19 protein-coding genes are annotated in these 22,407 nt (G+C 69.0%); 12 read left to right on the plus strand and 7 right to left on the minus strand.

The features are described 5' to 3' along the window. Window positions 1-174 precede the first annotated feature (174 nt). The 7 genes from HNR24_RS02660 to HNR24_RS02690 are packed head-to-tail and all read left to right on the plus strand — an operon-like array spanning window position 175 to window position 8,757. Window positions 175-1,746 (plus strand): tyrosine-protein kinase domain-containing protein, encoded by a 1,572-nt coding sequence (locus tag HNR24_RS02660; RefSeq protein WP_083504918.1) that lies wholly within the window; start codon window positions 175-177, stop codon window positions 1,744-1,746. A gap of 8 nt (window positions 1,747-1,754) precedes the next feature. After that, a complete protein-coding gene (locus HNR24_RS02665; protein WP_182494938.1) occupies window positions 1,755-3,011 on the plus strand; it encodes a hypothetical protein in 1,257 nt (418 codons plus the stop codon). Next, a complete protein-coding gene (locus tag HNR24_RS02670; RefSeq protein WP_182494939.1) occupies window positions 3,008-3,751 on the plus strand; it encodes a WecB/TagA/CpsF family glycosyltransferase in 744 nt (247 codons plus the stop codon). Before HNR24_RS02665 ends, HNR24_RS02670 begins: the two co-directional genes overlap by 4 nt. Next, entirely contained in the window at window positions 3,751-4,710 is a 960-nt protein-coding gene (locus HNR24_RS02675; protein WP_182494940.1) for a glycosyltransferase family 2 protein, read from the plus strand. The genes HNR24_RS02670 and HNR24_RS02675 overlap by 1 nt, the downstream gene beginning before the upstream one ends. Beyond that, on the plus strand, window positions 4,700-6,394 hold the full coding sequence (locus tag HNR24_RS02680; protein ID WP_182494941.1) for a lipopolysaccharide biosynthesis protein: 1,695 nt from the start codon (window positions 4,700-4,702) through the stop codon (window positions 6,392-6,394). Before HNR24_RS02675 ends, HNR24_RS02680 begins: the two co-directional genes overlap by 11 nt. A gap of 39 nt (window positions 6,395-6,433) precedes the next feature. Continuing rightward, window positions 6,434-7,300, plus strand: a complete 867-nt coding sequence (locus HNR24_RS02685; protein ID WP_182494942.1) for an ATP-grasp fold amidoligase family protein — start codon at window positions 6,434-6,436, stop codon at window positions 7,298-7,300. Then, a complete protein-coding gene (locus tag HNR24_RS02690) occupies window positions 7,297-8,757 on the plus strand; it encodes a sugar transferase (protein ID WP_058889102.1) in 1,461 nt (486 codons plus the stop codon). Before HNR24_RS02685 ends, HNR24_RS02690 begins: the two co-directional genes overlap by 4 nt. A 93-nt stretch (window positions 8,758-8,850) precedes the next feature. Here HNR24_RS02690 and HNR24_RS02695 read toward each other — a convergent pair whose 3' ends face one another. After that, window positions 8,851-9,537, minus strand: coding sequence for an energy-coupling factor ABC transporter ATP-binding protein (locus HNR24_RS02695; RefSeq protein WP_310735369.1), 687 nt, complete (start codon window positions 9,535-9,537; stop codon window positions 8,851-8,853). A gap of 65 nt (window positions 9,538-9,602) precedes the next feature. Here HNR24_RS02695 and HNR24_RS02700 point away from each other — a divergent pair, with 65 nt between their 5' ends. Beyond that, window positions 9,603-11,201, plus strand: coding sequence for an ABC-F family ATP-binding cassette domain-containing protein (locus tag HNR24_RS02700; protein WP_182494943.1), 1,599 nt, complete (start codon window positions 9,603-9,605; stop codon window positions 11,199-11,201). A 95-nt stretch (window positions 11,202-11,296) separates the two neighbouring features. After that, window positions 11,297-11,851 (plus strand): hypothetical protein, encoded by a 555-nt coding sequence (locus HNR24_RS13770; protein ID WP_220477146.1) that lies wholly within the window; start codon window positions 11,297-11,299, stop codon window positions 11,849-11,851. Between the two features lie 3 nt (window positions 11,852-11,854). Here the strand turns inward: HNR24_RS13770 and HNR24_RS02710 are convergent, their stop codons facing one another. The 3 genes from HNR24_RS02710 to HNR24_RS02720 are packed head-to-tail and all read right to left on the minus strand — an operon-like array spanning window position 11,855 to window position 13,598. Then, window positions 11,855-12,787, minus strand: coding sequence for an SURF1 family cytochrome oxidase biogenesis protein (locus HNR24_RS02710; protein ID WP_182494944.1), 933 nt, complete (start codon window positions 12,785-12,787; stop codon window positions 11,855-11,857). Next, complete coding sequence (locus HNR24_RS02715) at window positions 12,784-13,062, minus strand: hypothetical protein (protein ID WP_058889107.1); 279 nt, start codon at window positions 13,060-13,062, stop codon at window positions 12,784-12,786. Before HNR24_RS02715 ends, HNR24_RS02710 begins: the two co-directional genes overlap by 4 nt. Then, window positions 13,062-13,598, minus strand: a complete 537-nt coding sequence (locus tag HNR24_RS02720; protein WP_182494945.1) for a DUF3099 domain-containing protein — start codon at window positions 13,596-13,598, stop codon at window positions 13,062-13,064. Before HNR24_RS02720 ends, HNR24_RS02715 begins: the two co-directional genes overlap by 1 nt. A 155-nt stretch (window positions 13,599-13,753) precedes the next feature. Between HNR24_RS02720 and HNR24_RS02725 the strand changes: the two genes are divergently transcribed. Both HNR24_RS02725 and HNR24_RS02730 read left to right on the plus strand, forming a co-directional pair. Further along, on the plus strand, window positions 13,754-14,461 hold the full coding sequence (locus HNR24_RS02725; protein ID WP_058889109.1) for a beta-ketoacyl-ACP reductase: 708 nt from the start codon (window positions 13,754-13,756) through the stop codon (window positions 14,459-14,461). A 71-nt stretch (window positions 14,462-14,532) separates the two neighbouring features. After that, window positions 14,533-15,294: an SDR family oxidoreductase gene (locus HNR24_RS02730; RefSeq protein WP_182494946.1), complete on the plus strand. Its 762-nt coding sequence runs from the start codon at window positions 14,533-14,535 to the stop codon at window positions 15,292-15,294. Here HNR24_RS02730 and HNR24_RS02735 read toward each other — a convergent pair. From HNR24_RS02735 to HNR24_RS02745, 3 genes are all read right to left on the minus strand, one after another. After that, a complete protein-coding gene (locus HNR24_RS02735) occupies window positions 15,291-16,385 on the minus strand; it encodes a M56 family metallopeptidase (RefSeq protein WP_182494947.1) in 1,095 nt (364 codons plus the stop codon). The genes HNR24_RS02730 and HNR24_RS02735 overlap by 4 nt on opposite strands. Window positions 16,386-16,433: 48 nt before the next feature. Continuing rightward, the gene (locus HNR24_RS02740; RefSeq protein ID WP_179442540.1) at window positions 16,434-16,775 is read right to left on the minus strand and encodes a BlaI/MecI/CopY family transcriptional regulator; all 342 of its coding nucleotides are present in this window, start codon (window positions 16,773-16,775) and stop codon (window positions 16,434-16,436) included. Window positions 16,776-16,916: 141 nt separating this feature from the next. Then, window positions 16,917-19,481, minus strand: coding sequence for a DNA gyrase/topoisomerase IV subunit A (locus HNR24_RS02745; RefSeq protein WP_182494948.1), 2,565 nt, complete (start codon window positions 19,479-19,481; stop codon window positions 16,917-16,919). A gap of 124 nt (window positions 19,482-19,605) precedes the next feature. On the opposite strand from HNR24_RS02745, the gene HNR24_RS02750 reads away from it, so the two are divergent. Beyond that, window positions 19,606-22,341 carry a bifunctional GNAT family N-acetyltransferase/acetate--CoA ligase family protein gene (locus HNR24_RS02750; protein ID WP_182494949.1) on the plus strand — a complete coding sequence of 912 codons (2,736 nt, stop codon included), beginning with the start codon at window positions 19,606-19,608 and terminating at the stop codon, window positions 22,339-22,341. Window positions 22,342-22,407: the final 66 nt, after the last annotated feature.

Here is a 22,407-nt window from a genome sequence, read left to right on the forward strand (position 1 = left end):
GCACCACGGGGAATCACGGGGGTTCCCCGGTAGTCCCTGCGGGGGTTCACCCACCACTGTGACGCCCGGCACTCGTCCCGGCCTAGCGTGGTCAGCACACCGTGAGAGACGCCCCTCCGTCCAGGGGCGTCTCACCCGGTGACTACTGACCATGCACCGGGAAAGTTGTCACTCATGAATATGCACGACTATGTGCGCATCTGCCGTCGGCGGTGGGCCTCGATCCTGCTCACCCTGCTGATCGCGCTCGCTGCGGCCGCGGTGATCTACCCCTTCCAGCCGACCACCTACGCGGCGACCACCAAGATCTACGTCTCCGCCGCCTCCGGAGAGAACCTCGAGGAGCTCCAGCAGGGCAGCGACTTCGCCGAGCAGCGTGCCGGGACCTACGCAGACCTGGTGACCACCCCCGCAGTTCTGGGACCGGTGATCGAGGAGCTGCGGCTGCCGATGGCGAGCTCTCGGCTCGCTGAGGACATCGACGCAGAGGCGCTCGGGGGCACCACGCTGCTGGAGATCACCGCCAGCGCAGACACCGCGGCGGCAGCCGCGGACATCGCGAACTCCACGGTGACCAGCCTGCAGGAGCTGGTCAACGAGATCGATCGTCCGGTCAGCGGCGCCGCGAGCGATGCCGTCCCGCTCGTCGAGCTCGCAGTGGTCCAGGAGGCGGAGGTGCCGACGCGTCCGGTGAGTCCCCGGCTCGAGGTGACGCTGGGGATCGGCCTCGCGGTGGGTCTGGTGCTCGGCCTGGGCCTGGCGTTCCTGCGGGAAGCCCTCGACACCGCGGTCCGCACCCCACGCGACCTCAAGGACCTCGTCGAGGCACCCCTGCTGGGAGTCATCCGACGGTCCAGGGCCAGCTCGGGCAACAGGCAGCGTTCGGCCCCGGGGCCCGCAGAGTGTGCAGCGTCCTTCCGTGAGGTGCGCATGCGGCTGATGTTCGGAGAGACCCACGGGTCCCCGAGCTCCTACGTGGTCACCAGCTCCCTGGAGCGTGAAGGCCGCACCACCGTGGCGCTGAACCTGGCTCGGTCCCTGGTCGAGGGCGGTCGCCGGACGCTGCTGATCGGAGCGGACTTCGCGGACCCTGATCTCGTGCAGCAGCTGCGCGCCGGACGGTCCCAGAGGGGCCAGATTCGAGACCTGACCCCGACGGGGCTGACCGAGGTGCTCTCGGGGAAGGCCTATCTCGAGGACGTGATCCTCCGAGACGCCGAACCCGGGCTCGACGTCGTCCCCGCCGGTCGCAGAACCGATCAGCGCCTGGAGGCCACTCGCCTGGACTCCATGGCGGGGATGCTGGAGACCTGCGCAGAGACCTATGACGTCACCATCATCGACACTTCCGCCCTGCTGAGCTCCTCCGACGCGGCGCTGCTCGGTCAGATCACCACCGGAGTCATCGTGGTGGCCCGCTACGGCGAAGTCACCCGGGCCCAGCTGAGCACCGGACTGGACCTGCTGGCCCGAGCCCGGGCACGGATCGTGGGCGTGGTCTTCACCGGGGTCCCACGGCGCGGCCCGGACCGGCTCCACGATGCTCACCCCCCGACATCACGACGCCGGCGCTCCGCACGCGGCCCGGCCGAGGTCGAGGCCCCCGAGTCTGATCCGCAAGCCCACTCGCAGCGGCCTGGACACTCCGCCGCCCGGCGTCGTCGGCTGCCCGACGGCACGCTGGCGCTGTCTCAGTCGACTCCGCGCGCAGCGAGCAGCCTGGGCCTCCCGCAGGACAGGGGGTGATCGGGAGCATGCTGACCACCCCGCTGGTGCCTGCGAAGAACCCGATCACCGACCACGAACCTACGCACCGCACGGAGATCCCGGAGGCGCTGCAGAAGCTGCTGTGCCTGCTGCTCATCGGTGGTGGGCTGGTCAGCGTCGGCTTCGTCGGTGAGTTCTCGCCGCTGCCGATGACCACGCTGCTCGATGTCTGGGTGCTGCTGCTCGCCGTATGGATCCTGTTTCGCGGTCGGATCCAGTCCTGGGTGAGCCTGCTCCTGGTCCTGGGGTACCTCGCGGCGCGCGGCATAGCCGCGGTCTCGGTGGATCCTCCGCTGCTGGATCTGCTGCAGGCGCACCGCTGGCTGGTCTACCTCGCGGTCTTCGCGCTGGCCCGAGGCCACCGATGGAGCAGGCCGGAGCTGCTCACCCGGCTGGCATGGTGGCTGGTCGGACTGGCCACCGTGAAGTCGGTGCTGACCGCGCTCACCCTGGGTCTGGATGAACGTCCCGGACTGTTCCTGGAGAACAACTTCGAACTGGCGCTCTTCAGCGGCACGGCAGCGGTCATCCACCGCAATGACCCGCGCAATGGGATCCGGCTGATCCTGCTGCTGGGTCTGCTGACGCTGCTCTCCGGGTCCCGCAGCGGCGCCCTGACCTACCTGGTGCTCGTGGCCTTCGCGCTCTGGAGCGTGAGCACCCGGGATGTCTTCCTGCGCTACCTGGCCATGCTCACCCCGGTGGTCGCCGTCGTCGTCCCCTGGGTGATCTTCGCAGGCCGGGCCGCGGAGTCCGAGGTGATCGACCGAGTGAGGTTCCTCGAGGTGTTCCTCAGCGAGGTCCAGCGCTGGCAATGGCTGGACTGGACCTTCGGGACACCACCGATCACCCCGCTCTCCCCGCAGGGCTGCGCCTCGCTGGCCTACTACGACGTGCTGTTCTCCTCCGCAGGGGACGGCCAGTGCTACTCGGTGATCCTGCACTCCTTCATCCTGCGGCTGCTCTACGACGGCGGCTTCCTGGCCCTGCTCATGGCGCTGCTCCTGCCGCTGGTGATCATGCGCCAGGCCCGGGTGCCCTGGGGCCTGACCCTGACGCTGCTGGCGATCGCGGTGATCAACAGCGCCTCGGTCAGCGGCTTCAACAACCCCTATGTGGCTCTGCCGATCCTGCTCGCGGTCCTCACAGCTGGACCCCGCGAAGCAGTCGACCCCGCAGCCGCTCAACGACCTCTGGCTCCGTTCCATGCACCGTCGCTTCATCCACAAGGAGATCTCCGATGACTGTCATCCCGTCCCTGAATGTTCCTCTGCTCGGCGTCGCCGTCACCCCGCTGAACCGCGCGGAGCTGCTCGCCCATATCCGCGACGCGGTCCAGGAGGGCCGGCAGATGCTGGTCGCCGGGCACAACCTGCACTCGGTCTACCTCTGGTACAGCCTGCCGGAGTTCCGCGACTTCTATGACCGCGCCGGAGCCGTCGTGGTCGACGGGATGCCGCTGCTGGCCCTGCTGCGGATCGGGCAGCGCGCGCCGCTGCGCACCGAACACCGCATCGGGTCCACCGACTGGCTCGACGGGCTGGCTGACCTGGAGGGGATCCAGCGCGTGACGCTGCTCGGCGGCACCCCGGCGGCGAGCACAGCGGTGCTGCGGCACCTGCGCTCATTGGGCGGAGACGTCGCCTGGCAGGGCATCCCCGGTGACCCGTGGCGGGCCGAGGATGTCGATGAGGTCGCCGAGGAGATCCGGGCTCACGATCCCCAGGTGCTGCTGATCGGGATGGGCATGCCGCTGCAGGAACGCATCGCCGATCAGCTCGGCGCACGTCTGGACGTCCCGGTGATCGCCACGGTGGGCGGAGCCTTGGACCAGCTGGGAGGCACCCAGTCGCTCGCCCCGCGGCGACTGGGCACCATGGGCCTGGAATGGGCATGGCGGCTCGCCACCGACCCGCGCCGGCTCGCCGGGCGCTATCTGCTGGAACCCATGAAGCTCGCCGCGCTGCTGATGTGGAGGGCCTGATGAGCATCACCACCTCGGCCTGGAGCGAGACGATGCACCAGGTCCCGTTCACCGCAGAGCTCGACGACCGCCCCGAGTCCACCCCGCCGCGCACGCTGACCGCGATCATCCCCACGGTGGGGCGCCGCTCGCTGAAGCGGGCGGTCGCCTCGGTGTCGCGCCAGACCTGGCCCACCACAGCGCTGGTGGTGCTGGATCGGCCGGAGAACGCCGCCAGCGTGGAGAAGCTGCTGCAGGGCCTGCCGCACCTGCTGGTGGTCAGCCCCGGCGGGCTGGGCGGGGCGGGCGCGCGGAACCTCGGGGTGCGCAGCGCGCGCACCACTCACGTCGCCTTCCTCGACGACGACGACGAATGGGTCTCGGAGAAGGCCGCTCTGCAGATGGCGGTGGCCGGGGAGGACACCGTGGTCAGCTCACGGTCGCTCCTGGTCGGCTCCACGAGTCGGGTCGTGCCGGAGCGGCTCTACCACTCCGAGGGAGACCAGGCGGTGCCTGTGGTCGACTACGTCCTGGACCGGTCCACCCTGCGGCTGCGTCGGCACTTCATGCAGACCTCATCGCTGCTGTGCAGCCGCGACACCGCCCTGCAGGTGCCCTGGAACCAGGACCTGACCCGGCACCAGGACTGGGACTGGCTTGCCAGGCTTGAAGCAGCAGGCAAGACCCTGAGGATGCTGCCCGAGGTGCTTGTGCGGGTGCACCAGGGCAGCACCGGTTCCATCTCGCGCAGCGCCGACTGGCAGGCCAGTTCGCGCTGGCTCGACTCGGTCGGTCCGGGGCTCTCGGATCGGTCCCGGGCAGACTTCCTCACCTCGGTGGTGGCGCGCGGCGCCTTCGCCTCCGGGGCGTGGAACCAGGGCCTGCGGCAGCTCGCCCGAGGGCTGCGGGCACGCCCGCACGCTGCCGCCGTGGTGCTGGCAGTCTCCGGAATGTTGAGAGTGGGCGGGCATGGCTCCTGAGGCTTCCGTCCCGGGTTCGCCTGCGGCTGATCCCGCTGCCCCGGGTGATCCCCGACCAGCACCGCAGCGCAGCTGGACTGCGATGTTCCTGCGCACGGCTGGGTTGCGCGTGGCAGTGCTGCCGGTCAGCGCGCTGTGCGCACTGACCACCGCGGGACTCACCGTGCACTACGCGGGGGTGCTGGCCTTCGGGTTCATCACCCTGGTCGCCCAGCTGCAGCTCGCCCTGCCATTCGCGGATCTCGGCATGGGGGCAGCGGTGGCCCGCGCGGTGGCCCGCGCCGATGGTTCGGCCAGCGGAGCAGAGACAGTCCGGGTGCTGATCCGGCGCACGGCCCTGCTGCTGGGCACGGTGGGCGTGGTGGGGGCGGCGGGTGCGGTGCTGAGCGGGATTTCCGGATTCTGGTCCGGGGTCTTCGATGTGCCCGAGGCCCTGGCCGGGGAAGTGGATCTGGTGATGAGCCTGGTGCTCGCGGTGTTCTTCCTGAGCCTTCCGCTGGGGATCGCTGAACGAGTCCTCATCGGTCGCGATCGCGCCGACGTGCTGGTGCTGCTGGGACTGATCCCCTCGGTGGGGAACCTGCTGGTGGTCCTGGCCCTGGGACAGCTCGGGGTCCCCGTGGCCTGGTTGGCTCTGGGTCTGCCGCTGAGCACGCTGAGCTTCCTGGGACTCTGCGGCTATCTCGCCTTTGTCCATCCGCGCATCGGCCTCCGAGGGATCACCGGTCCGGGCCACCCGCAGGGAGCGGCCCCGGGACAGCCGGCTCCGGCAGGGAAGGTGGTGCGCGATGAGACCTCGATCCGGCTGATCCTGCTCGGGGGACTGCCGGTCCTGCTGTCCACTGCGGGGATGGTCCTCTCCGAGCAGCACGGACGGCTGGTGCTGGCCAGTGCGGGCTCAGCCCTGGACCTCAGCGAGTACGCGATCGCGCTGCAGCTCTACATGCCGATCTACTCGGTGCTCTATATGGCAGCCACGGTGCTCTGGCCGCGCTTCGCAGTGGCGAAGGATCCGCAGCTCTGGAGACGAGCCAATCTGATGCTCACCGGGCTCGGCTTCGGAGCCGCCCTGGGTTATCTCAGCTTCGCCCGCCCCGTGGCAGATCTGGTCTCCGGAGGCAGCCTGGTGCCGTCCTGGGGTGTGGTGCTCGGGCTCAGCGCGGCGCTCATCGCGCAGTCCGCTCACCTGACCCAGGTCAACCTGTTCACCGACCGTGCTGGCTTCTGGCGCCAGGCCGCCATGTCCCTGGCGCTGCTCGGGATCGTGGTCCCCGGGACCCTGCTTGGAATCCGGCTGGGACTCGGCGCCGCCGCCCCCGGCGTCTCGATGGCCCTGGGGGTGACGCTGGCGCAGGTCATCCCGGGACTGCTGCTGGCAGCCCGGCTGCTGCGAGTCGCGGCCGCAGGATCGGCGCCTGGGTCACCGGTGACGCGGTCCTCGACCGGCACCGCCGATGCGCCGAGCTCCGCATCCCCGCGGCACCCCATTGAGCTCGCCGATCAGACCGACCCTGCTGATCAGGCTGAGCTCGCTGATCAACCTGAGCCTGCTGATCCAACTGACCCTGCTGATTCCACCGAGCCATCCGATCCCACCAGCCCCGCCGGCAAGGCGTCCACCGCTGCGGCATCCGGCGCCGCGCAGACCCATGACCGTTTCCTCACGCCTGCTCAGCAGGCCTGACCTTGAAAGGCAATCACCATGCACCCTTCAGCTCGCAGAATGTTGACCCCCGTTCCGGATTCGATCCTGCGTCAGGTCATGTACCGCCGTCGCTTCGGTCGCTGGGGGGACTTCAAGACCCCGGCGCGGTTCACCGAGTTCCTCACCCAGCGGATGCTGCGGGATCGCAGCCCGGAGATTGCGTGGACCTGCGATAAACGCGCGATGAAGGCCTACGCCGCGGAGCACACCCCCTGGATTAACGTGCCTGACACGCTGTGGCACGGGACCGACCTGGACCAGCTCGACCTGGCGAGCCTGCCGGACCAGTGGGTGATCAAGCCGAATCACCGCAGCAAGGCGGTGCACTTCGGCGATCGCAGCACCACCCTGGATGAGCTGCGCAGGGTGACCCGAGGCTGGCTCCGACCCTACGACCGGATCGCCGTGGGGGAGTGGGCCTACAGCACCGCCCGCCGAGAGCTGATCATCGAACCTCGCATCGGGCACGGCCGGACTCTGGTGGACTACAAGTTTTTCGTGTTCCACGGCAGGCTGCGAATTCTGCACACTGACAGCAACCGGTTCACGGACAACTTCGAGGAGATGTTCTACAACCGAGAATGGGATGCTCTGGATATCGCCAATGGGGCACCCAGAGGTGCGGTCCTGCCGCGTCCGGACAACTTCGAGGCGATGGTGCGTGCCGTGGAGACCCTCGGCGCCGGCTACGACTTCATGCGGGTGGACCTCTACAACATCGACGGTGAACCGTGGTTCGGCGAGCTCACACCGTACCCATCGGGCGGCATGGATCCCTTCACCCCTGACGCTGTGGATCTGCAGCTCGGCGCCTGGTGGGCAGGCTTCGACGCGACGCCCGGGCACCCAGGTGGTGCCGCGCAGATCAATGAGGCCCGGCCATGAGCGTGCAGACCACCCCGATCAGTCTCAGCAACGCTGCCGCGAGCCACGACTGGATGACGGCACCGGCCGGGCCAGCCTCGGCACGGCAGTGGCAGCGGGGCTACGCGAGACGGCTGGCGCTGACGGATCTGATCCTGGCATCGGGCACAGTGGCTGCGGTCCACCTCCTGGCGCTGCCGGAGCTGCCGGTGCTGGGCACCGCGGTGCTGCTGGCGCTGTGGCTCACCGCGCTGGGGGCCGCACGATCTCGGGACTGGCGGCACATCGGGGCGGGCGTCACGGAGTACCGCCGGGTGCTCGTCGCCTCGGTGACCAGTGTGGGACTCTTCTTCGCGACCCTGGTGGCTCTGGACCTGCCCACCCCGCGTGAGCATCTGATCTGGTCCCTCCCCATGGGCGCCCTGAGTCTGCTGCTGGGCCGCTGGGTGTGGCGACGGGTGCTGCAGCGGAAGTGGCGGTCTGGCATCTGGACCCACCGGGCCGTGGTGGTGGGACACCCGGGAAAGATCAACCACGTGGTCTCCGCCGTCCAAGGTGCGACCTCCTGCACCGGAACGGTGGTGATCGCCACGCATCCCGTCCGGGGGGATCTGACCGGCGGTGATGCCGCAGCCCGGGAGCGCCTTGTCGCCCAGATCGTGGATGTGGTCACCAGCAGCGCAGCGGACCTGGTGCTGCTCACCGAGACCGACCTGCTTTCTGCGCAGGCGGTGCGGGAACTGGGATGGGCGTTGGATGCGCTGGACGTGAACCTGGTGGTGGTGCCCTCGCTCACCGAGACGGCCGGCTCACGGATCAGCTCCCACATGATCGCTGGAGTCCCGCTGCTCCACGTCGCCTACCCGCGGCTGACCGGACGTGCCCGGATCCTCAAGCGCAGCTTCGACGTCCTCGTCTCAGCGCTGGCGCTGCTGATGCTCGCACCTGGGCTGGCGATCATCGCGGTCTGGGTGCGGCTGGACAGTCCTGGGCCGGTGCTCTTCCGGCAAGAACGGGTGGGGATCAACCACTCCCGGTTCTCGATGCTGAAGTTCCGATCCATGGTGGTCGACGCCGAGCGGTACCTCTCACTGCTCAAGGACCGCTCCGAGGGCAATGAGGTGCTCTTCAAGATGCGCCGGGATCCGCGGGTCACCCGGGTGGGGACGGTGCTGCGCCGGCTCAGCCTGGACGAGCTGCCGCAGTTCTACAACGTGCTGCGCGGGGAGATGTCCGTGGTGGGTCCGCGACCGCCGCTGCCCCAAGAGGTGGAGGCCTACGACGACACCGCCCACCGGCGGCTGCTGGTCAAGCCCGGGATCACCGGACTGTGGCAGGTCACCGGACGCTCAGACCTCTCCTGGGAGGAGAGCATCCGACTGGACCTCTACTACGTGGAGAACTGGACGCTGCTCGGAGACATCCAGATCGTGCTGCGCACCGCACGGGCAGTCTTCGGCGGGACCGGCGCCTACTGACCCTGCACCCGCTGACCCTGGCGTCGGCCGACTCAGCGACCCGTGACTCAGCGACCTGTGCCTCGCCAGCCTGTGCCTCGGCAACCTGCCGCCTCAGGCGCCGGCGACCTCGCGGTAGCGTGCGATCGCCGGGGCCGGTGCGTCGTCGGCGGTCAGCCGGCCCTCCTCGAAGACCAGCACGCGTTCCGCCCGTGCGGCCAGCTGCAGGTCATGGGTGGCCACGATCATCGGCGCCTGAAGCCCCATCAGCAGCTCGGTGAACTCCACGGTGCTGCGCAGATCCAGCAGCGTCGTCGGCTCATCGGCGAGGACCAGCTCCGGCTCCGCGGCCAGAACACCTGCCAGCGCGACCTTCTGGCGCTCGCCGGAGGAGAGGTCGTAGATGCTGGAGTTCTCCCTCTCGCCGAGCCCCATGGTGTCCAAGATCTCACGGCTGCGCGCGCGACGTCGGGAGGCGGAGCTGATGCTGCGGCGCATCGAGAACGCGATGTCCTCTCCGACCACCGGCATGATCAGCTGCGCCTGCGGGTTGGCGAAGATGAACCCTGACCGCACACCCGACGGGCTGAGCTGGAGCGATCCCTGCGTGGGGGCGACCAGACCGGCGATCAGGCGCAGCAGTGTGGACTTGCCCGACCCGTTGGCACCAATGACGGCGATCCGATGCTGGGACAGGGACAGGCTCAGCGGGTGCAGGATCCGGCGTCGCCCGCCCTCGGCGGTGTCCACGTCGAATGCGACGGCATCGAGCGTCGTCGTTACACTAGAGAGGTTGTCCACCCCACCCACCCATCTTGCATTGTCAGGCCGGCGAGAACGTCTCGGCCCGAAGGGAATCTGCACCGTTGATCAGCGTATCCAATCTTGAACTCCGAGCGGGCGCGCGCCTGCTGATGGACGAGGTCAACTTCCGGATCGACTCCGGGGACAAGGTCGGGCTCGTCGGTCGCAACGGTGCCGGCAAGACCACGATGACCAAGGTGCTCGCCGGGCTGACCCAGCCTGCCGCCGGTCATGTGGAGCGTCGCGGCAGCATCGGCTACCTGCCGCAGGACCCCAAGATCGATGACATGGAGCAGCTCTCCCGGGACCGGATCCTCTCCGCCCGCGAGCTCGACGTGATCAGCGCGAAGATGCGCGCCGCCGAGCAGGACATGATGAGCACCGATGACGCCGTGCGGGACAAGGCCATGGCCCAGTACGGGAAGGTGCAGACCCGGTTCGACGCCGCCGGCGGCTACTCTGCGGAGGCGGAGGCCGCGATGATCTGCAACAACCTGGACCTGCCGGAGCGGATCCTCTCCCAGCCGTTGAAGACCCTCTCCGGTGGTCAGCGCCGCCGTGTGGAGCTCGCCCGGATCCTGTTCTCCGACGCTGACACCTTGCTGCTGGATGAGCCGACCAACCACCTCGACGCGGACTCCATCGTGTGGCTGCGCGATCACCTGCAGAGCTACGCCGGAGCGGTGCTGATGATCTCCCACGATGTGGAGCTCATCGAGTCCACCGTGAACAAGGTCTTCTACCTCGACGGCAACCGCACCACCCTCGATGTCTACAACATGGGGTGGAAGAAGTACCTGGTGCAGCGCGATCAGGACGCCGCACGGCGCAAGCGCGAGTATGCCAACGCGGAGAAGAAGGCCAGCCAGCTGCGCTTCCAGGCCGAGAAGATGCGGGCCAAGGCCACCAAGGCTGTGGCGGCCCAGTCCATGCTCAAGCGCGCGGACCGGATGATGGCCGGGCTCGAGGGTGAGCGCGCCGCCGAGCGGGTCGCGAACATCCGCTTCCCTGCGCCGGCCTCGTGCGGCAAGACCCCGCTGATGGCCGAGGGGCTCTCGAAGTCCTATGGTTCGCTGGAGATCTTCAACGGGCTCGACCTGGCCATCGACCGGGGGTCCCGTGTGGTGATCCTGGGCTATAACGGCGCGGGCAAGACCACGCTGCTGCGGCTGCTCGCCGGGGCCGCCGAGGCCGACGCCGGCCGGGTCATCTCTGGTCACGGGCTCAAGCTGGGGTATTTCGCCCAGGAACACGACACCCTGGACACCGAGAGCTCGGTGTTGGAGAACATGAAGACCGCCGCACCGTTCCTCAATGACACCGATCAGCGCAAGATCCTCGGGTCCTTCCTGTTCTCCGGCGACGACGTGAGCAAGCCCGCCGCAGTGCTCTCCGGCGGTGAGAAGACCCGCCTGGCGCTGGCCTCTCTCGTGGCCTCGAGCGCGAACGTGCTGCTGCTCGATGAGCCCACGAACAACCTGGACCCGGCCAGCCGCGAGGAGATCCTCGCTGCGCTGCGCACCTATGAGGGCGCCGTCGTGCTGGTCAGCCACGACCCGGGAGCGGTCGAGGCGCTGAGCCCGGACCGGGTGTTGCTGCTGCCTGACGGTGAGGAAGACATCTACACCAAGGACTATGAGGATCTGATCACGCTCGCCTGAGCGGGGGTGTCCACGGCCTGAGCTGGGGCTTCTCAGAAGACTCTGCGGATCTTTCGATGCTGGTCAGCGGCGCGCGCCGAGGCTAGGCTCACCGGATGGCACTGACCCCTGACACCCTGCTGGCCGGCCCGCGCGCCCGGAGGCTGTGCCACAGCAGTCCCCGCTTCTCGGACCAGGCCCCGGTGACGTTGTATCTCGTCGAGGACGGCTTCGGCTGGGAGACCGCGCACTCCCGACGGCTCCGGATCCCCGGAGCCCCGCGGATCTGTGAGATCCACACCGCGCAGGACTGGGCCGCGCTGTGCCGTCGCTTCCCTCTGGAGGTCACCGGTGAGAAGCGCCATGACTGGTACCGCACCACCGGTCGCTCCGGGCGCTGGGTGATCCCCGATTGGCACGCGGTCGCCCGGCAGTACGACGGCGTGCACCTCAGCGTCGCCGGATACCTCAGTGCGGCAGGCCGGGCCATCGACATCGACATCGACGCCGAGACGGCGAGCGTGATCGCCGGTTGGAACCCGGGAGAGACCTGGTGGCTCACCGCAGGCCCGGGTCTGGGCACCGAACTCACCCACTGGCAGCTCGAAGAGTCTCTGCACTGGCGGCAGGTGGAGTCCTGCGCACAGGATGAGTACCCGCCGGCGGGATGAGCCTCAGCGGTGCAGCCGCTCCTCCACCCAGGCGTCCTCGAGATCCTCGTCCGAGAGCTTGCCGGTCTTGATCCGTTGCCGACGTCTGACCTCGCGGACCCGGTTCTGGGCCGGGGCGGAGGAGGCGGCATGGACCGGCGCGCCGTCGGCGCCCTCGGCATGGTGCGGCTCGCCGCCGATCAGCGCCTCGGCCTCCTCATAGTCCCGGTTCCGGGCGTGGATCCGTGCAGCATAGCCCCAACCGATGAAGCCGAGCAGCCCGAAGGTGATCCACTGCATCGAGTAGGACAGATGCGGTCCCTCATCCTGAGAGGGCCGGATCAGCTGCCGCGGTGCCACCTCAGGGGCCGGTGACTCCTCCGCCATGAGCCCATAGCCGCCGGTGAGCAGGTCGTAGCCGAGCTGGTCCTGGTATTCGTTCAAGTCGATCGACGCCAGCTGGCCCTCGGGTGCGCCCCGGTTGATCTCCGGCTCCGCGGGACGGATCCGAGCCACCAGGTCCACCTCACCTTCGGGAGGATCCGGGTTCAGCGCGGGCTGGGAGCCGTCGGTGCTGTCGGTGGGCAGCCAGCCGCGGTCGATGACGACGACGTCGTCCGTCCCGGCCACTGCGAAGGGGACTACCGATTCATAGCCCACGGAGCCGCTGTGACCTCGGTTGCGCACCAGCCGGGAGTCTTCGGTCAGGTACTCCCCGCTGAGCTCGACCACCGTCCACTCGTCCTGGTCTTCGGCGGCCTCGAAGAGCTCCCGGGCCTCAGCGTAGGGGATCGGTTCCTGGTCGTAGTTGTCCACGATCCGGTTGATCTCCTCCAGGGCGACCTCGCGGCGATCGATCTGCCACTGACCCAGAAACACGCAGGCCACGGCGAAGAGCACGCAGATGCCCAGCCAGCCCAGCCAGGTGGGGGTGAGCAGGAAGCGGTAGCGGTTCACGTCTGGCTCCGCCCGGGTGGATCTTCGGCAGTTCCGGAGGCAGGTTCCAGCGCCTCGGTGCTGCGCCAGAAGAGCCGCTGGGTGAGGTAGTTCTCCAGCCAGGGGCGGTGCTCATCACAGGCCAGCCAGACCTTGCGCCGCTCGGGCTCGTGGATCTTCGGGTTGTTCCACAGCACCTGCCAGGTCGCGTCGCTGCGGCAGCCTTTTCGGGAGCACTGCGGGTCCTGCGGTCCGGGGTGCGCGCCGTCGCCGCCCAGGGCGTTCAGCAGATCCATCAGCGGTGCGTGTCCTGATCGTCGAGGGGCTCGGGGGCGGGGTCCTGCGGTGTCTCAGCGGAGTTCCGCGGCTGCTCAGTCTCGCGGGGGTGCTCGGTGTTGCGGGGGTGCTCGGTGTCGCGCGGGTGCTCAGGCCCGTCGGGCTCCACGAGCTCCCCGCAGATCACCTCGGACTCGGCGACGCCGTTGGAGTAGCCGTCGTGCAGCTCGGGCTCGTCCTCTTCCCACCACTGCCGGTCCGACTCCGGGTCGCCTTCTTCATGCGCGGTGCCCAGCAGGGCGGGGGAGTCCAGGTCCTCAGACTGACGGCGCCCCATATACCGATCGGCGCCCACGTTCGCCGTGGTGACCGCGACGTAGGGCAGGACCACCGCGGCCGCGAGGAGCACCCAGGTCATCCAGTTCTGCAGGATCACCGCAAGGATGAAGCACACCATACGGATGCTCATCGACACCGCATAGCGCACCATTCTCGAGTTCTGCTCGTCACTGTGCTTCTGGGGAGCATCAGTGATCGAGTGGACCTGGTCGCTCACCGGTTCATTCTAGGGGCCCAACCTGGTGGCTCACGGCGATGTGACGCGACGGTCACATAGCGGCTGGCATAGGCTGGGTGCAGAAGCCCTTTCGTGTAGATGGCGCCGCTCCCGGCGTGTGCCCTCGTGCACCCAGACCCGTAACAAGGAGACTCATGACCGCACGCAGCGTACTGATCACCGGTGGCAATCGTGGCATCGGCCGCGCCATCGCCGAGGCGTTCATCGCCAACGGGGACAAGGTCGCCGTCACCACGCGCAACGGTGACGCCCCTGATGGTGCACTCGGAGTCGCCGCAGATGTCACCGATGCGGCCTCAGTGGATGCCGCCTTCACCGAGGTGGAGCAGGCCCACGGCCCGGTGGAGATCCTGGTGGCCAACGCCGGGATCACCCGCGACACGCTGCTGATGCGGATGAGCGAGGAGGACTTCACCGAGGTGCTCGACACCAACCTCACCGGGGCTTTCCGGGTGCTCAAGCGCGCCTCCAAGGGCATGATCCGGATGAAGAAGGGCCGGGTCGTGCTGATCTCCTCGGTGGTCGGGCTCTACGGCTCCCCGGGACAGATCAACTACGCCTCCTCGAAGTCGGGGCTGATCGGCATGGCCCGCTCGCTGACCCGGGAGCTGGGCAGCCGGGGGATCACCGCCAACGTGGTCGCTCCCGGCTTCGTGCGCTCGGACATGACCGACGAGCTGGACGACGCCACGCAGGCCAAGTACCTGCAGAACATCCCCGCGGGGCGCTTCGCCGAGCCCACCGAAGTGGCCTCGGTGGTCCGCTGGCTCGCGTCTGAGGAGGCCGGTTACATCTCCGGCGCCGTGATCCCGGTCGACGGCGGCCTGGGGATGGGTCACTGAGACCGGCCCGGGCAGGCACCGGTATTTTTTTAAGGAACGCATCAGGCACAAGCAGAACTGAGGACACAGCCATGACAGAGCAGGACCTCGCCGGCATCGGCGCCATCATCACCGGATCCTCGCGCGGCATCGGTGCCGCCACCGCGGCCCTTCTCGGGGCTCGGGGCGCCGGCGTCGTCGTGAACTACCGGCAGAAGGCGCCACGGGCCAAGAAGGTCGTGGCGGGCATCGAGGAGGCCGGTGGCCGGGCGGTCGCCGTAGGAGCCGACCTCACCGAGGCCGTCGGTGCGCAGGCCCTGGTGGACGCCGCGGTGGAGAACTTCGGCGGGCTCAACCTGCTGGTGCTCAACGCCTCCGGCGGCATGGAGTCCGGCCGGGGCGAGGACTACGCGCTCAAGCTCAACCGGGACGCCCAGGTGCAGATGGTGCGCACCGCGATCCAGGTGATGCCAGCGGGGTCACAGATCGTGTTCGTGACCAGCCACCAGGCGCACTTCATCGAGCAGACCGCCACCATGGACGCCTATGAGCCGGTTGCGCGCTCCAAGCGCGCCGGTGAGGATGCGCTGTTGGAGCTGATCCCGGAATTCGACGCCAAGGGCATCACGCTCACCGTGGTCTCCGGGGACATGATCGAAGGCACCATCACCGCGACCCTGCTCGAGCGCGCCGAGCCCGGTGCGCTCCAGACCCGCCGTGAGGCCGCCGGAAAGCTCTACAGCGTCGAGGAGTTCGCCGCAGAGATCGCCGCGCTGATCGGACGCTCGGATCTGCCACAGGGCCACACCGAGCTGGTCGGCGGGGCAGAGGACTTCCTGGCCGCCAACGGCTAGGGTCCCAGCAGCAGCGCCGCGGTGGGCACGCAGACCAGCGCCGCGACGATCAGCAGGATCCCGCCCAGCGCGGGACGGCCCAGCGGCTCCGGCGGGACCAGCAGCCGGCTCAGCCGGGCCGTGGTGATCAGCGGTGAGGGCTCCAACGCCGCGCTGAGCGTCTCTGCCGACTCCGTGGCCCCTGCGGCCTCCGTGTGGCCGCCCGGGGTGCTCTGGCCTGGGGTGCTCTGGTCCGGCGCTGCGTCCGGCCGGGCATCACGTCGGACATCGCGGTGTTCCTGCCCGGCAGAGCTCAGCGCCAGCGCGCGCACCAGATCCTCACGCTGGTGGGCGCGCAGGGCGCCGTCGTCGGCGAGCATCTCGGTGAGCTCGGTGACCGCGGCGCGGCCGTGCCGGGTGGTCGGCAGCCAGGGCAGCGCCCGGTACCAGGCCTCGAAGGCCATGGTCAGGAAGTGGTGGCGCTGCTGCAGATGTGTCTTCTCATGGGCGACGACGGCGGCAAGCTCGCCCTCCGAGAGCTGGTCCAGCAGTCCCCGGGAGAGCACCGTGACCGAGCCGGAGTGGGTGCGACCAGGCAGGCAGTAGGCCAGTGGCGCGTCGTGTTCCAGGACATGGGCGTGGATGAGCTCCGGAGAGAGCTTGAAGTGCCGTCCCAGGGCTGCTGCCTGGTTCCCGTCCACCGGGGTGGAGAGCAGCCGCACCACGTCTCGGTGCCGCCGGCGCTGCCCCAGGACCCGCACATAGGTCAGCAGCAGGGTCAGCAGCAGGTGGCACCCCAGCAGCACGCCGAGGCAGAGCGCGAAGATGTGACCGGCATGGACCCCCAGCGCCGGGAGGGCGCCGAAGTCCGCGGCGGCCGAGAGGCGCAGCACGTGCCAGGCCGCAGCCGGGACCGAGTCCCCGAACGGGCCGAGCCCATAGACGATCGGCGCGCCCACCATGGAGAGCCCGCCGGCCAGGGCGATCGCCTGCCAGAGCAGCATGGCGGCCCAGGGGGAGCGGGTGCGGAACTTCGCCTGGCTGAGCACCCGGGGCACCGGAACGGCCAGGGCGAAGGCCAGAGCGGCCAGGCAGAGCGCGAGGATTGTCACCGGATCAGTTTAGTCTCCGGAGCCGATGTGGATTCGGCGGCTGAGCGGCTATCTCTGCAGCAGACGACGCAGCGCGGCGGCCTCGGACTCGGGGATGCCCCCGATGAACCGGGCCAGCACTGCCTCGCGGTCTCCGGCAGTGCCCAGCACCTCGTTGAGCATCTCCACGGTGTGCTCCTCCCGGGAGGCCACCGCGGTGTAGCGGTGCGGCCGGGTGGAACGTTCCCGTCGCACCATCTCTTTGCGCTCCAAGCGGGAGAGCACCGTGAGCACGGTGGTCACCGCGAGGTCCTCGCCGAGACGATCCCGCACGTCATTCGCGCTGAGGGATTCGGCGCTGTCCCAGAGCAGGCTCATCACAGAGCGCTCCAGTCCTCCGAGGGTGGCCATGGGCAGGTGCTCCTTAGTGCTGTGACACGTCGATGAAGCTGGTGCGAGCACGCGATGAGACGGTCCCCGGTCAGCTGATGGGACCAGAATACTCCTGCCGAGCCCGTGATTTCTACACGGTGTAATAATGGTGTGTCATGGTCACCGCACAGCGGCGGAGAGCGCCTCGGGACTGGAGGCCACGGCGTCGACGCCACGCTCCAGCGGGATGCCGGACCCGTCCCGACGCGCCATCTCCGAGGGCAGGATCCGCGCGGCGCCGTTGCGGGCCGCGCCGAGCGCCGGCCCGATCCCAGCCCAGCCCAGCTTCAGGTGGTCCTCTCCGCGCATGAAGCGGTGCGCCCGCACACCCGCGGTGCCGCGGCCCTTGGCGGGGAACTCGGAGAAGTCGGTGAGCTTGATGCTGCCGGATTCGAAGCCCTCCAGCGGGGCGTCGCCGCCGGCGAGGGTCACCACCAGAGCGCTGGCGACCGGCCGCTGCGACGGGTCCCCGCTCGGCTCTCCTTCCCTGGCGTGTTCCTCGGATGCAGCTGCGGGCACCACGGAGAAGCCGATCACGGTGTCCTCAGGGGCGAGCTTGATCCCGAGCATCCCGGCGGCGGTGCGTCCCTGCGGACGTACCAGGGAGGCGCCGAAGCGCAGCAGCTGGGCGCCGGCGGTGATGAAGCAGAGCTGGTCGGCGTCCTCGGCGGCCACCGCGGCCCCGATGACCCGGTCCTGGGCGCGTCCCTCACCCTTGAGCGAGATCACCTCCCAGTCGTCACGATTCAGCGGGTAGTCCGGGTTGACCCGCTTCACCCTGCCCTGCGCGGTGCCCAGAGCGATCACCGCGTCCAGCGGGACGAAGGCGAGCAGCTCCTCGTTCTTCTCCAAATGCAGGAACTCCCGGGCCTTCACGCCCTGGTTGAGGTTGACCGCGCCGGAGGACATCTCCACGGCGGGCATGTCCACCACCGGCACCCGGATCATCCGGCCCGCGGAGGTGACCGCGCCGATCTCCCCGCGTGCGGTGGTGGACACAACAGAGGTCAGCGCGTCGTGGCGGGCACGGCGGGTCGGGTGCACCAGGGAGGAGCGGTTGGTGGTGCGGGCCAGCTGGCCGGAGCTGGAGAGTGCCGCCCAACAGGGGGCGTCGGGGATCTGCAGGCTGGACCCGGCGGAGGGGGCTGCCGGGTCAGGCTGGGCCGAGGCCGCGGGGGCGGCCTCGGCGTCGAGCAGCTCGGTGCGCCGATCGTCGCCGTACTTCGCGGCGACCTCGTCGAGCTCATCGGCGACCAGGCTGCGCAGCCGCGACTCGGAGCCCAGAATGGCCTCCAGCTCCGCGATCTCGGCCTCCAGGCGTTCCTTCTCCTGCTCCAGCTCCAGGGAGGAGTAGCGGGTCAGCTGGCGCAGCCGCAGCTCCAGGATGTGATCGGCCTGAGCCTGGCTCAGGTCGAAGATGGTCATCAGCCGAGACCGGGCCGCCGCGGTGTCCTCCGCGGCGCGGATGATCTGGATGACCTCGTCGATGTCCAGGATCGCGATCAGCAGACCCTCGACCAGATGCAGCCGGGCCTGGCGCTTGCGCAGCCGGTAGGCGCTGCGTCGGCGCACCACATCCAGCCGGTGGTCCACATAGACCTGCAGCATCTCCAGCAGGCCCAGGGTGCGCGGCTGCCCGTTGACCAGGGCGACGTTGTTGATCCCGAAGGAGTCCTCCAGCGGGGTGTGCCGGTAGAGCTGGGCGAGGACGGCCTGCGGGTTGAATCCGGCCTTGAGCTCGATGATCATCCGCAGCCCATGCTTGCGGTCGGTCAGGTCCAGGACGTCGGAGATCCCGGTGAGCTTTTTGGCCTGGGCGGCGTCCTTGATCTTCTCGATGACCTTCTCGGGCCCGACCATATAGGGCAGCTGGGTCACCACGATCCCGGTCTTGCGGGCCGAGACCTGCTCGATGGAGACCTTCGCGCGGGTCTTGAACGAGCCGCGGCCGGTGCGGTAGGCGTCCCGGATCCCTTCCAGCCCCACGATCCGACCGCCCGAGGGCAGGTCGGGGCCGGGGATGTGCTCCATCAGGTCCTCGAGGGTGGCCTCCGGGTGCAGGATCAGGTGCTTGGCGCCGCTGATCACCTCGCGCATGTTGTGCGGGGCCATGTTCGTCGCCATCCCCACCGCGATCCCGGAGGCCCCGTTGACCAAGAGGTTGGGGAAGGCGCTGGGCAGCACGCCGGGCTGGGTGAGCTGGTTGTCGTAGTTGGGCTCGAAGTCCACCACGTCTTCATCGAGGTCCGCCGTCATCGACAGCGCCGCGGCGGTCATCCGGGCCTCGGTGTAGCGGGGCGCGGCGGGTCCGTCGTCGAGCGAGCCGAAGTTGCCGTGGCCGTCCACCAGCGGCAGGCGCAGCGCGAAGGACTGCGCCATCCGGACCAGGGCGTCATAGATCGCGGCGTCACCGTGCGGGTGCAGCTTGCCCATCACCTCGCCCACCACGCGGGCCGACTTCACGTGGCCCTTCTCAGGGCGCAGACCCATATCCGCCATCATGTACAGGATCCGGCGCTGCACCGGCTTCAGACCGTCCCGGGCGTCGGGCAGGGCTCGCGAGTAGATCACCGAATACGCGTACTCCAGGAAGGAGGTCTCCATCTCTGCGGAGACGTCGATGTCGATGATGTTCTCCTCCGGGGTGACCGGGGGAGTGTCGGCGCTCTTGGAACGGCGGGCCATGGCGGGTGTGCTGGTCCTGTATCTCTCGGGGGCAGGTGCAGGCCTGGAGCTGCCGAGCAGCGTGATCAGGGCGCGTCGGAGGGTGGGTATCGATCTCCGGGTGGGGATGGTTAGTCTTGATCCTATGGGTGAGACACCCCGAACCGGCGGATATCCGGCGCACTGGGAAGCAGATGTCGTGCTGCGAGACGGGGCTGCCGCCCATCTGCGCCCGATCAGTCCGGAGGACGCCGAGCGGCTGCAGCGGCTGCATTCCTCGCAGTCCGAGTCCTCGATCTATCTGCGCTATTTCACGTTCAAGTCCACGCTCACCGAGAAGGAGCTCGACCGGTTCACCCGGGTGGATCACGTGGATCGGGTTGCGATGGTGATATTGCTCGACGAGGAGATCATCGGGGTCGGCGGATATGACCGGATCGATGGCAGCCGCGAGGCCGAGGTCTCGTTCAACATCTCGGACCGACACCAGGGCCGCGGTCTGGGCTCGGTGCTCCTGGAGCACCTGGCGGCCGCCGGTCGCGAGCGCGGACTCGAGCGCTTCTCGGCCGAGGTGCTCCCGGAGAACCGGAAGATGCTGGCGGTCTTCTCCGAGGCCGGTTATGAGACCCAGCGCAGCTTCGAGGACGGCGTGGTGATGGTGGAGTTCCCCATCGACCCCACGGAGCGGTCCCGGGCGGTGATGGAGGCCCGGGAGCATCGGGCCGAGTCCCGCAGCGTCGCCGAGCTTCTGGCCCCGGAGCAGGTCGCCGTGATCGGGGCCTCCCGGGAGTACGGCTCCGTGGGCTATCACCTGGTGCAGAACCTGATCGAAGGTCACTTCACCGGGGGAGTCCACTCCGTGAACCCGGAGGCCTTCGAGGTCGGCGGGGTGGAGGCCTACGCCTCACTGGCGCACATCAAGCAGCAGGTGGACCTCGCCGTCGTCGCCGTGCCCTCAGAGCACCTTCCCGAGGTGGTCGCAGACTGCGGACGCAACGGGGTCAAGGGGATCCTGGTGATCACGGCCCCGGAGCTGGGCTCGGGTGAGGAGGACGTGGAGCAGCGTCGGCTGGCCCAGCGGGAGCTGGTCCGCCTGGCGCGGCGCTGGGGGATGCGGGTGATCGGACCGGCCTCGGTGGGTCTGCTGAACACCGACCCGGATGTCTCCCTGAACGCCTCGCTCTCCCCGACGATGCCGCTGCGCGGCGGGGTGGGGCTGTTCAGCCAGTCCGCCTCGATCGGGGTCTCGCTCTTCGCCCAGGCCAACCGGCGTGAGCTGGGGCTCTCCTCGGTGATCTCCGCGGGCAACCGGGCGGACCTCTCCGGCAACGACGCGATGCAGTACTTCGAGGATGATGACTCCACCCGCGCCGTCGGGGTCTATCTGGAGAGCTTCGGCAATCCGCGCAAGTTCTCCCGGATCGCGCGCCGGCTCTCGCGCACCAAGCCGGTGGTGGTCGCGAAGTCCGACGTGATGGGGCGCAGCCTGCCGCCGGGACACGAGGTCCGCACCACCCGCGCCCCGATGGGCGCGGTGGATTCCATGCTGGAGCATTCCGGGGTGATCCAGGTGGGCAACCACGATTCGCTCATGGACGTGCTCCAGGTGCTCGCCACCCAGCCGCTGCCCGGGGGCGGGCGCATCGGGATCCTCTCGAACTCGCCCTCGATGAGCCGGATCCTGGCCGACACCGCCGGCACCTTGGACCTGACCGCGACCCACGTCGTCGGGGACCTAGACCTCGATCTGCCCCGCGCCGAGGCCGACGCCGCGCTGGCCGGCGCCCTGGAGGAGCTGTTCACCGCCGAGGACGTCGACGCGGTGGCACTGTGCCTGCAGCCCGCGGTGACCGGGGAGCACTATGACCACAGCCGGCTGATCTCGCAGACCGCGCGCCAGCACACCAAACCGATGGTCGCGTCCTGGATCGGGGTGCTGGACTCCGCCGTGCCGCTGAACCACATCGGCAATGCCGCCCCGGTGATCGAGAAGGGGTCCCTTCAGCAGGGGTTCCCGGTGTTCTCCTCCCCGGAGCGCTCACTGACCGCGCTGGCCAAGATCGTGCGCTATCAGCGCTGGCGCTCGGAGGGGATCGGAGCGCCGTTCGTGCCGGCCGGATTGGAGGGCACGGCCGCGTCGCGGCGCGGTGATGCGCTGCTCGACGGCTGGCTGGCCGGCGTTCAGGGCGCCACGCTGCGGCAGCTGGAGCCCGAGCGCTGCGCTGAGCTCTTGGAGGTCTACGGACTGTCGATGCTGCGCTCCGTGGCCTTCTCCACCGAGGATCAGGCACTGGCCGCGGCAGAGTCGCTGGGCTACCCGGTGGCGGTGAAGTCCACGAACACCTACCTGCGCCACCGTCTTGACCTGGGCGGGGTGCAGCTGAACATCGAGGATCCCGAGGAGCTGCGCCGGGCGATCGCGGAGATGCGGCGGGTGCTCGCGGACTATGACGCGGCGGGACTGGAGCTGCAGTCCATGGCGCCGGCCGGTCAGGGCTGCGTGATCCGCGCGATCGAGGACCCGCTGATGGGACCGGTGATCTCCTTCGGCCTCTCCGGGGACGCGGTGGAGCTGCTCGACGACTGGGCCCACGCGGTGCCCCCGCTGACGGATCAGGACGTGCGCGGGCTGCTGCGCCGACCCCGGGCGGCGAAGCGGCTCTTCGGCTATAAGGGCGTCCCGGCGGTGGACATCGCCGCCCTGGAGGACACGCTGCAGCGGGTGGCCACGCTCAAGGACAACCACCCCCAGGTGGCCTCCCTGGAGCTGACCCCGGTGCTGGCCTCCCCGGAGGGAGTCCAGGTGCTGCACGCCGCGATCGAGATCGCCAACCCAGAACAGCGCACCGACTCCGCCCGCCGAGCGATCAGCCGCTACTGACCCTCCCTCCCTGGCCTCCTTTTCCTGGGTGGTTGAGTTCTCCGGTCCAGACGTTGGGACCGGAGA

The organism is Nesterenkonia sandarakina, from assembly GCF_014138825.1.
Classification (GTDB): Bacteria; Actinomycetota; Actinomycetes; order Actinomycetales; family Micrococcaceae; genus Nesterenkonia; species Nesterenkonia sandarakina.

Coding starts and splice junctions, on each gene's coding strand:
- HNR24_RS02660 (WP_083504918.1), top strand. CDS start 175: ATGAATATGCACGACTATGTGCGCATCTGCCGTCGGCGGTGGGCCTCG.
- HNR24_RS02665 (WP_182494938.1), top strand. CDS start 1,755: ATGCTGACCACCCCGCTGGTGCCTGCGAAGAACCCGATCACCGACCAC.
- HNR24_RS02670 (WP_182494939.1), top strand. CDS start 3,008: ATGACTGTCATCCCGTCCCTGAATGTTCCTCTGCTCGGCGTCGCCGTC.
- HNR24_RS02675 (WP_182494940.1), top strand. CDS start 3,751: ATGAGCATCACCACCTCGGCCTGGAGCGAGACGATGCACCAGGTCCCG.
- HNR24_RS02680 (WP_182494941.1), top strand. CDS start 4,700: ATGGCTCCTGAGGCTTCCGTCCCGGGTTCGCCTGCGGCTGATCCCGCT.
- HNR24_RS02685 (WP_182494942.1), top strand. CDS start 6,434: ATGTTGACCCCCGTTCCGGATTCGATCCTGCGTCAGGTCATGTACCGC.
- HNR24_RS02690 (WP_058889102.1), top strand. CDS start 7,297: ATGAGCGTGCAGACCACCCCGATCAGTCTCAGCAACGCTGCCGCGAGC.
- HNR24_RS13770 (WP_220477146.1), top strand. CDS start 11,297: ATGGCACTGACCCCTGACACCCTGCTGGCCGGCCCGCGCGCCCGGAGG.
- HNR24_RS02715 (WP_058889107.1), bottom strand. CDS start 13,062: ATGGATCTGCTGAACGCCCTGGGCGGCGACGGCGCGCACCCCGGACCG.
- HNR24_RS02725 (WP_058889109.1), top strand. CDS start 13,754: ATGACCGCACGCAGCGTACTGATCACCGGTGGCAATCGTGGCATCGGC.
- HNR24_RS02730 (WP_182494946.1), top strand. CDS start 14,533: ATGACAGAGCAGGACCTCGCCGGCATCGGCGCCATCATCACCGGATCC.
- HNR24_RS02740 (WP_179442540.1), bottom strand. CDS start 16,775: ATGGCCACCCTCGGAGGACTGGAGCGCTCTGTGATGAGCCTGCTCTGG.
- HNR24_RS02745 (WP_182494948.1), bottom strand. CDS start 19,481: ATGGCCCGCCGTTCCAAGAGCGCCGACACTCCCCCGGTCACCCCGGAG.
- HNR24_RS02750 (WP_182494949.1), top strand. CDS start 19,606: ATGGGTGAGACACCCCGAACCGGCGGATATCCGGCGCACTGGGAAGCA.